We start from the raw sequence: 13,357 nt of genomic DNA on the forward strand, positions 1-13,357 counted from the left end.
CCTAGGAGCCTAGGAGTCCCTTCATGACCACCGTGATCCTGGTCCACGGCGCCTGGCACCGCCCGAGCACCTGGACGAGGCTCCAGCCCGAGCTGCACGCGCTCGGCTACGCCACGCGCACGCCCGCGCTTCCGAGCGCCGGCGAACGTCCCACCGCGGGCATGCACGACGACGCCGCCGTGCTGGCCGCGGAACTGGCCGCGGTCGAAGGCCCGATCGTGCTGCTCGCCCACTCCTACGGAGGCATCCCGACGACCGAGGCCGCCACCGGAGCCGGCAACGTCGAGCGGCTGATCTACCTGGCCGCGTACCTGCCGGACCGGGGACAGTCGTTGTGCACCCTCCACGGCCTGCCGGACCCCGACGACACGAGCGGCCTGTTCCCCCTCATCGACCAGCCACGCACCTCGCTCTACGGCGACCTGCCGGACGCCGAGGCCGAGCGGGAGATGAGCCGCCTGGTCAACCAGACCAGGCGGTCCTTCACGGAGAAGGCCGACACGGCCGGGTGGCACGACATCCCCGCCACCTACATCGTCACCGAGCGGGACCAAGCCGTCCCGCCCGCCTTGCAGGAGCGGATGGCAGCCCGAGCCGCCGAGATCCGCAGGCTGACCAGCGGCCACTGTCCGTTCCTGTCCCAGCCGCGCCGTCTGGCCGCTCTGGTCGACGGCATCGTGCGGTCCGCGGCCGGCTGAACCCTGCTCGCCGCCGTCTGTACGCCGACCGGGAGAGAGGCTCGGCGCTGAGCTCGCCCGATGTCCGGGCCGGGTGGATCACGCCGCGTGCCTGGTGGGCAGCAGGGCGGTGAGCAGCCAGCCGCCGTCCTCGGCCGGGCCGGCGGTGAGGGTGCCGCCGAGCGCGTGGGCGCGTTCGCGCATGCCGCGCAGCCCTTGCCCGGAGGAGGGCAGGCTGAGCAGCGCGGCGGCCGGGCGGCCGTTGCGCACCTCGACGGCCAGCCCGCCGGGGGCAGCGGTGAGGCTCACCCGCACCCAGGTGCCCGCCCCCGCGTGTTTGAGCACGTTGGTGAGCCCCTCCTGGACGATCCGGGCGGCCGACGCGCGGGCCATCAGAGGCGCCCGCGCCACTTCGGGGCCGATGTCGAGCTCGACGAGCAGCCCCGCCGCGCTCATGCGTTCGGCCGACCGGCGCATCACGGTGGCCGGGTCGGCCAGCAGGTCGGGCTGCTTGTCGGGGTCACGCAGCAGGTCGAGCAGGCCGCGGAGGTCTTCGAGCACCTGGTGGCCGGCGTCATGGATGTCGGCGAGCGCCTGGCTGGAGGGCCCGCCGGGGTCGGCGTAGCGGGCGGCGCCGGCTCGCAGGACCATGGCGCCGACGTGGTGGGCGACGATGTCGTGCATCTCGCGGGCGATGCTCTCGCGCTCGGCCAGCTGGTCGGCGCGCACCTGAGCCAGGGCGCGCTGTTGCGACTCGCGACGGCGCAGCCGTTCCGCCTGGTGCGCGGCCTGCCGGGCTCGCAGGTAGCGGCCGCTCGCCACGGGGGCCACGACGAGCGTCATCAGCGCCAGGACCCGCGTCGGCTGCGACCCGGCGTCGGCCGGCGCGGCGGTGACGGCGGCGATGGCGAGGACGGCGACGAGGTGGACGACGAACGTCCAGAGCCAGGAGGCCACGCGCATGGCGAACACGCCCACGGCGACCAGGACGAGCATGACACAGGTGGCCGTCGCCTCCTCGAAGTACCGGTCGGCCAGCAGCATGAGGACGACCTGAAGGACGAACACCAGCCCCGGCAGCCGCCGCGCGACGCCCAGGGACAGGCCCGCGAGCACCACCACCGACGCGGTGACCCAGACCGGCTTGCCGGCGGTGTCCCAGCCCGTCCAGGTGTTCAGGACGGTCAGGGTGAGCCCGCCGCCGGCCAGCAGCACGTCCGGAGTGACGTCGCGCTCGGGCAGGCGTCCGGCCGGGCCGCGCAGGTAGACGCCGATCAGGACGGGCACCACGACGGCTCCGGCGCAGTACCACCAGGCGTTGGCCGTGAAGGGGTGGGCGGGATCGGCCAGGTTGACCGCGGTGGCCACGCCCACGACCAGGGCCGAGCAGGTCACGGTGAGCGGCCGCGTCCTGTGGGCGACGACGCCGAGGGCCGCGAGGAGCAGGATCTGCACGGTGTTGACGGTGAACGCGCCGAGCTGGTCGGTGAGGACGAGCAGCCCCGCCAGGTAGCCGGCCACCGCCACCGGCCACCGCCGCAGTAACCCCATGGGAGCCCCGGCCAGCACGGAGAAGGCGCCGCAGATCACCACGGGCGCCGACGCGGTACCCCAGGTGTGCCAGGTGGTCAGGACGTCGAAGCCGATGGCGGCCGTCACGAGCAGGACATCCAGCGCCTTGCCACGCCATCGCATGCGTCAACGGTATCCAGGCGGTTCCGGAGATCGATACTCCTGTAGGAGGAGACCCCCTCCTCCTACTGGCCGGTCGAGCCGGCGCCGGCCGAACGCCCGGTGCGCCCGGTGCGCCCGACTACCGTCACGTCGACAGATTCGCCGCGCAGCGGATCAGCCTAATTTCGGTGTCACCTGAAAGAACATCGAAAGGGCTGGTCATGAAGACGACGCGGTTGGCGGGGATGGGGCTCGCGGTCGGCACGGTGCTTGCGTTGTGCACGATCGCGAGCCCGGCCCAGGCCACTGAGGAAGGCTGGGACCGAGCGGCCGGCTGCGCCGATGCGCGGGCGGAGGTCTCCTCCATCAGCGGCTGGGTGTCGCCCAACGCCTGCACGTTCATCAAGCGGCAGATCACGTTCGGCAAGGTCACCACCCCTGACCGGGTGGGCGCCTATGTCGACCTCTGGTCCAAGGACGCGACGCTGTGGGAACCGGCGAAGGTGAGCACTCCGCTGCTCCAGGGCGAGGAGGCCATCAGAAGGTCGATCAGCGGAACGCTCAGCCTGATCCCCGACTTCCGGTTCCGAGGCACGCGCGTCGCGGTGAACGGTCCCGCCGTGATGTTCGAAGCGCGCAACGAGGCCACGGTCAAGGGACACGAGGTCGCCTACGACGCGGTCTACCGGGTCCAGCTGACCGACGGCGGCAAGGTCGTGCAAGGCCGCCGCTACTACGACCGGCACACCCTGCTCAGGCCGCTCGCCCCCGAGCTGCCCGACCTGTTCGCCGGCGTCGCCGACGGCGGCAGCCCCGACCAGGTCCGCAGGCCGGTCCTCGGCCCCGACGAGCTCGTCGCCCGCGCCAAGGCGTGGAACGACGAGGACGCGCAGGCCCTGGTGGCACGGCTCACCGGTGCGCCGCTGTCCGCCCCCGGCCTGAACGGCGGCACGCTGCGCACCACGCGGGGCAAGCTCGCCTACCTGAACAGGTTCTTCGCACAGGTCAGCGACGTCCGGCTGGAGCCGGGGCAGGCCGTGAAGGTCAACGGCGCGACCTACCTGGAATGGCACGGCACGCTCCTGCCCAAGGGCCAGGCCGACGCGGTCAGCTTCGGCATCATCGAGCGCGTCGACGACGCCGGCGGCGTCTCGAACGGCTGGACCCTGACCTTCGACCAGCTGCCGCTCGTCGCCGACGAAGCCGAGATCGCCGAGCTGTACGGCAGGCTGCGGTAGCCCTCGGGTCCTGGTCAGGGGGCGGGCGCAGGCCCCGCCTGCGCCCGCCCGGCGACGCGTTCCGCCGCCCTCCGGTCAGCCGTTCAGTGCGGACTGCACCAGCGCGGCGTACGCTCGCTGGCCCGCGGGGTTGGGGTGGTAGGAGGCTCCGTCGGTGGTGATGTCGATCGCCCGGACGTACGGGTCGTCGTCGCAGATGGCGTGGCCGGTGAAGGCCGGCACCGGGTCGATGAAGGAGATGTCGACCCCCTGCTGGCGCAGGCGGGCGATGACGGCCGCGCTGACGGCGTTCATCCGGTCGGTCATGTCGTTGAGCCACAGGGCGTCGAGCTGGCCGATGCGCAGGGAGCTGATGCAGGTCAGCGGCGCCTCGTTCTGCACGTTGAACAGGTGCGGGTAGCCCAGGACGATGACGCGGGCGTTCGGCGCCTTCTGGTGGATCTTGGTGAAGGTGTCGGCGAGCGGGCCGTCGAGCGCCGCGATGGCCCGTTCGGTGCTGTCGTCGCGGCAGTTGAGGCCGACGGTGCAGCGGCTGATGACGTCGGCGAAGCCGGCGTCGTTGCCGCCGATCGACAGGGTCACCAGATCGGTGTCGGCGTCCAGGTAGCCCTGGTCGATCTGCGGCGGCTCGCCGTTGGCGTACGCGTCGCCCGCGACGTGCTTGGTCTGGGCGCCCGAGCAGGCCAGCAGGGCGAAGCCGGTGGTGCCGTTGCCGGTGCGCGCCTCGCTCTCGATGGTGGCGGACGAGCCGGGCCATTTGATCATCCGCGCGTAGGCGTCGGCCTTGGACCGGTGGCAGGTCGAGCCGCGGGTGCCGAGGGTGAAGTTGCTGGTCTCGTCGTACGGCTCGTTGCCCTGCCCGGCCGAGTAGGAGTCGCCGAGGCCCACGTAGTCGACCTTGGGCTTGGTCGTCGGGATGAAGGCCATGGCGTCGAAGGCGATGTCCCAGTCCCAGTTGCGGCCCTCCTCGCGTCTGGTCAGGTTGCTGAGCGACACGCTGGCGCCCGAGTCGAGGTGGAACACGCCGAGGTCCACCCAGGTGTTCTTCTGCCAGTACTGGCCCACGACCCGGTGCCGGGTGGGGGCGTTGCCGCCGGGATCGATGACGTAGTCGGCGAGCTGGGTGTGCGCGCCGATCTCCGGGATGTGCACCTTGATGCGCGTCCACCCGGTCATGGAGCTCGGCGGGCGCCAGATGCCGGTGACGCCGAACTTGAGCTGGCCGGCGTTGGTGGCGTCCCTGGTGTGGGTGAACCAGAAGTGGTCGCCGAAGCCGCCGCCGAGCTGGTGGAAGTCGACTCTGGAGACGTACGGCGCCGGCTCGGCCTCGTTGAAGTACAGCGTGAACGAGCCGTAGTTGCCCCAGGTCCTGCTGCAGCCCGAGCGCACGATCGGCACCGAGGACGGCACGTCGTCCACGACGTAGGCGTTGGCCGGGATGCCGCTGAGCGAGCAGTTGGGCGCGTAGTGGGTGCCGTCGGGTTGCTCGGGATAGGAGGTGTCGAAGCGCAGCAGCTCGTGGCCGCACACGCCGCTGCCGCACATCCGGTACCACGTCGGGGTGTGCCACCAGCACTTCAGGTCGTACTGGCCGGAGGCGTCCTTGTGCTTGCACGGCGCGGCCGCGTCGCCCGGGTCGCAGTCGTTCTTGCCCGGCTCGCAGAAGGACGAGACGAGCGGCTTGGCGGCGTTGCGGTCCTCGACGCTGACCCACCAGGCGGGACGGAAGCCGGGGCCGTCAGGGGTGGAGATGGAGTAGGCGGCGAAGCCGATGACCTTCTCCTCGTACGGCCACAGCTGCGGCTCCGCGGGGTCGTGCGGGTTGCTGTTGAAGAAGTGGCGGTTGGCCGGGTAGACGGGGTTGGCGGGGTTGTTGGCCCAGCCCACCCCCCACGGCGAGCCGTCGTGCTGGTCGGGGTGGAAGCCCGAGTTGTAGGCCCAGATGGCGAAGATCCAGTTCTCCAGCCACGCCGAGTCGCCGTTGCTGTGGATCAGACCGGCGTTGCGGGTCTGGTTCCACTTGTCCTGCAGGATGCGCAGGCCGGCGGCCATGTTCGTGGCGTAGTCGACGGCGATCTCCCGCTGCTGCCAGGCGGGCAGCGCGACCTCGCAGAAGTTCTCGTCCGGCTTGCAGGGACGCTCGTGGCCCTGCTTGCGCATGCCGTCGGTGATCTGGGTGATGCCGTACCCGCAGTCGCTCTTGTCCCAGTTGATCACCCAGTCGTCGGAGGGGTCGTCGTTGTAGAGCTCACGGCCGTAGTAGTTGCCGATCAGCGGGTTGCCGGTGCTTCCCGGCAGCACGTGGCCGGTGGCCTGCCAGAGGTTCGTCTCCTGCGACATGATGCCGAGGAACACCTGTACCGGAACCCGGCCGCCGCCCGCCAGGGAGAGCGGCGGGAACTCGCCCTGCGGCCGCCACTGCGTCAGGCCCGACTGCTTCCAGCCGGTCGGGCGCAGCATCGTCAGGTTGCCGACCACCGCCTGGTCCGCGGCCCACTCCACCTGGCGCGGCGTCGGCTGGTACACCTGCGTGTAGGGATCGTTGCGCGGCACGGAACAGTAGGCGCCGGTGTCGACGGTGCCGGTCATCGACGTGGCGGCCGTCACCGCGAGGGAACCGGTGCCGGCGGCGGCGGTGCCGGTGTCGGGCACGCCGTCCGAGGTCCGTACCGTGAAGCCGGTCTCCCTGCCGGTGGTCGTGATCCTGGTCTTCAGATGGACGACCTGGGGCTCGTCGGGGCGCTGCGACGTCATCGACCGCACCCACTCCGCGGACGGCTCCCGGCCCGATCCCATCGAGGGCCGCGTCTGCGGCAGGACGGCCAGCCGCCCGTGCGAGGAGAGCCGGGCCGTGGCGGGGACGTCCACGCGGGTCACCGGGGCGGGCAGCGGCCGCGCGGTCGTGAGACTTCCGGTGAGGAACACCTTCCCGCCCGTGCCCGCGCGCACGTCGACCTCGGTGAGCGGCCCCGAGGCCAGCTCCGCCGCCTCGCCCCCGGCGACGGGCACGCGGCGCACGCGGGCGACGTCCCCCTGGTGCTCCATGAACACCACGCCGCCGCCGGCGTCGGCGGCCAGCCTGAACGGCACCGACGCCGCCCTGGCGAGGTCGCGCGGCTTCCCGCGCGCGGGAAGGAACCGCAGGCTGCTGCCGGCGGCGGCCACGATGCCGCCGTCCACGGGGATGGCGGACGTGACCTGCCCGGCCTGCTCGACGGGCGCGGCCATCCGTCCCGAGGCCGCGTCGAGCACGGACAGCCGGGTGCGCGCCGGCGGGCCGCCCGGCTGGTCCCCTCCCCTGGCCTGCGTGATCACGCTGCGCTCTCCCTGGCCGCAACCGGGGTTGAAGTAGGCGAGCGAGGAGTGGATCGGCAGCTTGGTGACCTTGCCGGTGGGCACGTCGATGAGCGCGGTGAAGGCGCCGCGGTCGAACAGGTCCGCCTGGTTGGTGAAGGCGCGCGGCGCGTACACGGCCACCGCCTTCCTGCCGGAGGCGGTGAAGCAGACGTTGCCGATCCAGCGGTCGGTCTCGAAGCCGGGCTCGCTCAGCGTCGCCAGCGTGCGCCAGGTGTAGCCGGTGCGTTCCTCGGCCGTCAGCAGGTGGAAGCCGGTCGCGTCGCCCTCGGTGGTCCAGGCGAGGTCCGGCGAGGTACGCCAGTCCGCGGCCAGCACGCGGTCCCGCTCGGCCGGGGCCACCGACGAGGAGGGCTCCTGTGGCGGCGGGGTGTCCGGCGGAGCGGCCGCGCCCGCCGGAACGGTCAGCCCGGCCGTGAGCAGCGCGGCGGCCGCGCCGATGCCGAACGCTCTGATCGTGGGTCTGTTCATGACGGGCTCCAAGGGGGGTGGCGGATGGCGGGCGGAACCGCAGAGCCTGGGGGTCAGCCGGTGAAGCAGGCGTAGACGTCCACCGAGATCTTGACCGGGGACGTGCCGGTGTTCCTCAGCACGACCGTGCCGTCCGGGCGCAGCGCGGCCGTGGCGAAGCCGACCGTGTTCCGGCCCGCCGCGTACGCGACCGTCCGCACGCCGGTGGCGCTGCCGGAGGGGACGACCTCGACCGTGCCGTTCGCCGTCCCGGTGGCGGTGACGGCGACGCCGACGGCCGTGACGCCCGCCGAGGGGATGTCGCCGCCGGAGGGACGCAGCACGTACGTGCCGCCGGCGGCGACCGTCACGCCGTCGCCGACCCGGACCGGGGCGATCGCCTTGACGAGTGAGGCCCGTTCGGCGGCGGTGTAGTAGCCGCTCACCTCGACCGAGACCTCGGCCGCGCCGCCGCCCAGATTGTGCAGATTGATCTTCCCGTCGGCGCCGGGCCTGACGATGGTGAAGAACTGCACGGGGGTGTTGGCGGGGTAGTCCACGTTGGCGTCGGCCGGGAAGGCGTCCCCCGCGGGATAGACCCGGATCGTGCCGGTGGATGCGCTCTTGACCAGCACCGTCAGGGCGACGCTCTGCGGGGAGGGCAGGCCGGGCGTCGTGAGTTCGAGATTCCCCAGCGCCGCGACCGGCACCCGGTCGGCGATCCGCGACGGCGCCACCGGGTGGTAGGTGCCGCCGACGTCGGACGCGGCGTGGTCGAGGGTGTAGCCGTGCACGTCGAGGTAGACGCGGACGGCCTGGCCGCTGCGGTTCTCCAGCTTGAGCGCGCCGTCCTCGCCGACCTTCGCCACGACCATGGTGGAGGCGTACCGGCCGGCGTCGTAGAAGAGCACGTCGCCCTTCGGTTCCGTCTCGCCGGAGGGGTAGACGGCCAGCGAGCCGGTGTTGAAGAAGTCGCCCTTGGCGGCGATGTTGACCGCGACGGCGGCGATGCCGTCGGCGGGGAGCCCGGCGACGCCCGCGAGGGGGACGGTCAACGTCGAGTTCCCGCTGATCTGCACGTTGCCGAGGACGCGGGTGCGGGTCTGGAAGAGCTGGTGCGGGCCGGGGCGGGCCGCGGAGCCGAGAGCGGCCTCGTCGAGCTGGATGCGGGGAGTGCTGCCGCCGCCGTGGGCGATGGGCTTGCCGGTGTCCTTCAGCGCCGCCTCGATCTCGGCCGGCGTGGCGTCGGGACGCGCCTGGCGCAGCACCGCCAGAGCCCCGGCGACGTGCGGGGCGGCCATCGACGTGCCGCTCATGGACTGCCACCGGCCGCCCGGCACCGACGAGACGATGTCCGTCCCGGGGGCGAACAGGTCCAGCAGCGGGCCGCGATTGCTGAAGGAGGACACCTCGTCCTGGTCGGTGGTGCTGCCCACCGCGACGGCGGAGGAGACGCAGGCCGGGGCGCTGACGGCGTCGGTGTAGCCGTTGTTGCCCGCGGCCACCACCGTGAGGGCCCCGGCGGCGAGCAGCCGGTCGATCGCGGGTCTGCGCGGATCGTCGTCGCACGGGGAGGTGTACCTGCCGCTGCCCAGGCTGAGGTTGACCGCGGCCACCGGGACGCCCTCGTCGATCAGGTCCAGGACCTTCTCCATCCCCGCGAGCTGGGCGCTGACGAAGCTCAGCAGGCACGGCGGCCCGGCGCTCCCGCAGTAGGTGAAGGAGTCGAACCTGCTGTAGACCTGGACGGCGACGAGGCCGGCCCCCGGAGCGACCCCGCCCGCCGCGTCGCCGGTCTCCTGCCCGGCGACGATCCCGGCCACGTGCGTGCCGTGGGCGCAGTCGAGGTAGGCGCACGGCCCGCTGTCGGCGTCCGCCGCTCCGGGCCCTTCCTGCTGGTCGGCGCCGTCCGGGCACAGGCTGGAGGCTCCGTAGGCGGCGTCGCTGGGCGAGAAGCACGCCTCGGCCACGACGCGCCCGCCGAAGAACGGATGGTGAACCGCGACACCCGAGTCCAGGACGGCCACCGCGCTGCCCTCGCCGGTCAGCCCCGCCTCCCGGGTCCGGTCCGCGCCGATGAGGGGCACGCTCTCGGCGAGCGTGGGCGGGACCGGCACGTCCTCCGACACGCTGACCACGCCCGGCTGGGCCGCCAGCCGGTCCACCTCCGCGCGGCCGGCGCGCACGGTGAGCACCGGTAATCGCGACAGCGTCTGGATCACCCGTCCGTGGCCGGCCGCGGCGGCCGCGGCGGACAGGCCGGCGCGGTCCCGCGTCACCACGTTCACGCGGACCTCGCCGCCCGCGGACAGCTTCGCCGCCAGCCCGGGATCCACGCGGGGGCCGGACGCCTCCGCCGAGGCCGCCCGCGACGGCTCGGGCGGCGCCGCGACGAGGGCCGTCATGAGGGCCGTCATGACGGCGGCCGCGGTGACGAGGCGGCGGACCAGGGGTTGCTTCATGTGCACTCCGCTCGACGAAGGACGTGCCTCGGCAGGCTCACTGGCCCGCCAGTACCGCCTTGGCACGCCGCACCCAGGTGGTGAAGACGGACAGCGACTCGGTCAGCGCCTGCCGCTGGTCGCGGACCATGACCTCTTCGTAGGCGCGCTTCGCCGCGCGGTACGTCGGCAGCAGGCCGGCGCCGTCCGCGCAGGCGGCGTCGTCGGCCGCGACCTGCTTCTCCGCCTGTGTGGCGGCCACACCGGGCTCCCGCCCGGCCCAGCGCAGGTCGGCGCGGGCGCTCATCGGGCTGTCGTAGGCGTACCCCTTGGCCGTCATGCAGCTCACCCACTGGTTCAGGGCCCGTGCGACGGCGGTGTGCTCCAGGGCGAGGAAGCTCGCGTCGTCGGCCAGCAGCCGGGGGTCTGCGGCCAGCGCGTGGTCCTGGCCGAGGACGCTGGTCTCGCCGCTGGTCGCGCAGCCGCCCTGGGGGATGGACTGCCCCGGCCCGGTGGTGGCGGCCGTGCCGTCGTAGGCCGCCATCTCCTCCGCCGTGGGCGCACGCTGGTCGGCGGGCTCCGCGGCGGCGGCCGCCACGGCCGGGTCGAGCGCGGGCCTCGGGTATCCGGACCGGGAGGCCGCCGTCGCGTCGAGGGGTTCGATCAGGTCGGCCTCGACGTAGTCCTCGGGGTTCCAGTTCCGTACGACGCCCGCCGTCCAGGCGGAGAAGCCGAGCGACTGCATGCACGTGGCGGTCGCGGCGTCCTTGGCCAGGTCGATGGTGTGGATGTCGGCCATGGACGTCATGTACGGATCGAGCGGCATCGGCAGCCCCGGATCCGACGGGACGGCGGTGAGCGCCGGCTCCGGGATCGGGGACGGCTCCGGCCCGAGCGTCCCCGTGGGCCCGGGAACCGGCAGCACCTCGCCCGTGGTGGGCAGCGGGTCGGGGTCGAGGGTCGGGGAGGCGGCCGAGCTGTACGCCGCCGGCTGGAGGTTGACCGCGGCGATCCCGATGGTCAGCAGGACGGCCCCGGCGGCCAGCAGCGGTGGTGTGCCCTTTCTCATTTGCCGTTCCTCCTCCAGAAGCACTCGCCCTTGCCGATCCATCTGCCCTCGGTGCAGTATTCGCGCGAGTAGAGAATGACGTTGGAATAATGGAAGGGCTGCAGCACGCCCAGGGTGTCGTGCCATCCGTCGCCCCGGCAGCCCTGCCAGTTGTACCAAATGAGAAATCGCCGGCTGTAGATGCGGCTGTAGACGCTACGGCCCTTCCACTGCTGCTGGGCGCCGCCCCACCAGCTCCATTGCGTGACCGGGCACGCGGCGCCGTTGTAGTCGGGGGTGAAGGTGGAGTTCCAGCGGTCCATCGATTTGCCGCTGTTCACGTTACGCACGCGGTAATAGCCGGCGCTGGTCTTGGTGTCCTTCCACAACTGGTTCTTGCCGCCGTTGTAGCGCCAGACGGAGACGATGCCGCCATTGGCCTTCGATTTCTGGTAGACCTCCAGGTACTGGCGCGTGTATTCGTTCTGCCAGCGGTATGTGCCGTCCGCGTGCGCGGCGGCGGGGAGGACGGCCGCCACGGTCGCGACCGCGGCGACGACCGTCACCGCGGCCCGCGTGGCCGTGCGGACGGCGGGACGAGAGCCTTTCATCGTGTGGATCTCCCTTCTGCGCGGAAGGTGCGAGGGGTTCCGGCCGGCACGGGGACGCACCGGCCGGCGGCGGCCGCTCACGAACCCTGGACGTGCCACCATCGCGTGCACCTCCAGCTGCTGCCGCCCTTCACGCAGGCCCTGAAGTAGCGGCCGGTCACCTCGTTGACGCCGCCCGTGGTCCCGCTGCTCGCGCCGCTGGGGATCGTCTTGTGGCAGGCGTGGTAGGACGAGCCGCCGGTGTCGGACCAGTCGAGCGAGACCTTGTCGCCCGATCGCAGGCCGCTGCCCCAGGCCCACCAGATGCTGGAGTTCCACGTACCGCTGTAGAGGCCCGCCCCGCCGCGGGAGGTCCCGGCCACGTACTCCAGCCGGGACCTGTCGCCCTTGGCGGGGTAGTAGTCGTACGGGTCGTAGTTGGGCCCGCAGGAGTAGTTGATCAGTCCCGCCGCGTGGACCTCCTCCGAGATGATCACGTCGCCGTCGTCGGTCGCCGGCTCGCGGGACGGGGTCGGCGACGGCTGGGGCGAATGGGCCAGCGCGGGCGGCGTGGTGAGAAGAGCGGCGGCGGCCACGCCGAGTACCAGGGCGGAAGCGACTCGTACTGCTTTCACGTGTTGTCACCTTTCGGAGGGCTGGATGCCGCGCCTCGGCGTGCGAGCGCGGGCGCGACATCCATCGCCACGGGTGGGGGACGGGCACGTTCGCCCGGATCTGCCTGACGGTCGGTCGAGGAACCGCTTCGAGGCGAGTTCAGGCCGGTGAGGCGGGGGGCCGGCCCGCCGTACGCGATGCGGCGGGCCGGTCGTTCGTGCGCCAATGTATCCACGGGCGGTCTTGACTGTCGTCAATCAGCCGGTGGACGTACGGCTCCACCCACCGCAGTAGCCCCTGCCGCCGTGTCAACCAGCGTCGTATTCCGCACCACGGGCTCCGGGTTCGCCGGTGAGCACGCCGCCCGCCTGAGTCAGACGGGCTGGCCGATCGGACGGATCGTCACCGTGTTGAGGTCGACGCCCGCCGGCTGGTCGAGCGCGAAGCCGATCGCCTCGGCCACCGCGTCCGGGCTCATCGCGATGGGGGGAGCCTGGCCGTGCCAGAAGGCGGTGTCGATCATGCCCGGGTTCACTAGCGTGACTCCGACGCCTCGGGACGTGGCGTGCAGGCGGAGGTTCTCGGCGAAGCCGACCACTGCCCACTTCGTGGCGGAGTAGAGGTTGCCCGGGCTGTTCTTGATCCCGGCCACGCTGCCGATGAGCACCAGCCGGCCGCGGGACTGCTCAAGGTGGGGCAGGGTCGCCTTGGCCAGCAGAGCCGGGCCGAGCACGTTGGCGAGCACCATCGGCGCCCACAGCTCCGGGTCGCCGCCGTCGACGACGCCGCCCGTCCGGAAGTGGTCCGCGGACGCGCCGCCCGCGTTCGCGATCGCCGCGTCGAGCGACCCGAAGCGCTCCACCGCGCTGGTGACCGCCGTGTTCGTGGAGTCCCAGTCGGAGGCGTCCGCCACCAGGCCCAGGACGCGGTCCGCGTGGCCGATGTCGTCGAGGAAGGCCTTGAGCCGACCGGGGTCGCGCCCGGTGACGGCGACCCGGTGGCCACGCCCGAGCAGGAGCCGGGCGGTCGCGGCGCCGATCCCGCTCGTGCCACCGGTGATCAGGACCGTCTTTCCCGCGACCGGCGATGCGCCGGAGTCAGTGAGTGAGATGTGCATGGCGTCCACCCTGTGGCGCGGCGCGGGCCCGCGACAGTTGCTCCCCAAGGTGGGGACGACATCCCCTGGCGCCGACGCCGCCGCCCCGGAAGGCTGTGCCCATGTCGAACACGAGATACGCCGAACTCGGCGGCTTCCTGCGTTCGCGACGCG

The 13,357-nt window shown here is 72.5% G+C and carries 9 protein-coding genes; 2 read left to right on the top strand and 7 right to left on the bottom strand.

Annotated elements, in window-relative coordinates:
- Positions 1-23: 23 nt before the first annotated feature.
- On the top strand, positions 24-698 hold the full coding sequence (locus tag ACWEJ6_RS11645; RefSeq protein WP_452423186.1) for an alpha/beta hydrolase: 675 nt from the start codon (positions 24-26) through the stop codon (positions 696-698).
- A gap of 78 nt (positions 699-776) precedes the next feature.
- Here ACWEJ6_RS11645 and ACWEJ6_RS11650 read toward each other — a convergent pair whose 3' ends face one another.
- Entirely contained in the window at positions 777-2,372 is a 1,596-nt protein-coding gene (locus tag ACWEJ6_RS11650) for a sensor histidine kinase (protein ID WP_452423188.1), read from the bottom strand.
- A gap of 200 nt (positions 2,373-2,572) precedes the next feature.
- Here ACWEJ6_RS11650 and ACWEJ6_RS11655 point away from each other — a divergent pair, with 200 nt between their 5' ends.
- Positions 2,573-3,589, top strand: a complete 1,017-nt coding sequence (locus ACWEJ6_RS11655) for a nuclear transport factor 2 family protein (RefSeq protein ID WP_452423190.1) — start codon at positions 2,573-2,575, stop codon at positions 3,587-3,589.
- 75 nt (positions 3,590-3,664) lie between these two features.
- Here ACWEJ6_RS11655 and ACWEJ6_RS11660 read toward each other — a convergent pair whose 3' ends face one another.
- The 6 genes from ACWEJ6_RS11660 to ACWEJ6_RS11685 all read right to left on the bottom strand — a co-directional run bounded on the left by ACWEJ6_RS11660 (position 3,665) and on the right by ACWEJ6_RS11685 (position 13,204).
- Positions 3,665-7,414 (bottom strand): GDSL-type esterase/lipase family protein, encoded by a 3,750-nt coding sequence (locus tag ACWEJ6_RS11660; RefSeq protein ID WP_452423192.1) that lies wholly within the window; start codon positions 7,412-7,414, stop codon positions 3,665-3,667.
- 53 nt (positions 7,415-7,467) lie between these two features.
- The gene (locus tag ACWEJ6_RS11665) at positions 7,468-9,855 is read right to left on the bottom strand and encodes a S8 family peptidase (protein WP_452423194.1); all 2,388 of its coding nucleotides are present in this window, start codon (positions 9,853-9,855) and stop codon (positions 7,468-7,470) included.
- Between the two features lie 37 nt (positions 9,856-9,892).
- Positions 9,893-10,903 (bottom strand): hypothetical protein, encoded by a 1,011-nt coding sequence (locus tag ACWEJ6_RS11670; RefSeq protein WP_452423196.1) that lies wholly within the window; start codon positions 10,901-10,903, stop codon positions 9,893-9,895.
- Positions 10,900-11,493 carry an RICIN domain-containing protein gene (locus tag ACWEJ6_RS11675; protein WP_387675890.1) on the bottom strand — a complete coding sequence of 198 codons (594 nt, stop codon included), beginning with the start codon at positions 11,491-11,493 and terminating at the stop codon, positions 10,900-10,902. Before ACWEJ6_RS11675 ends, ACWEJ6_RS11670 begins: the two co-directional genes overlap by 4 nt.
- A 77-nt stretch (positions 11,494-11,570) precedes the next feature.
- The gene (locus tag ACWEJ6_RS11680; protein WP_358298048.1) at positions 11,571-12,107 is read right to left on the bottom strand and encodes a hypothetical protein; all 537 of its coding nucleotides are present in this window, start codon (positions 12,105-12,107) and stop codon (positions 11,571-11,573) included.
- Between the two features lie 353 nt (positions 12,108-12,460).
- Positions 12,461-13,204 carry an SDR family oxidoreductase gene (locus ACWEJ6_RS11685; protein WP_452423198.1) on the bottom strand — a complete coding sequence of 248 codons (744 nt, stop codon included), beginning with the start codon at positions 13,202-13,204 and terminating at the stop codon, positions 12,461-12,463.
- Between the last annotated feature and the right edge of the window lie 153 nt (positions 13,205-13,357).

It is taken from the genome of Nonomuraea sp. NPDC004702, assembly GCF_053601695.1.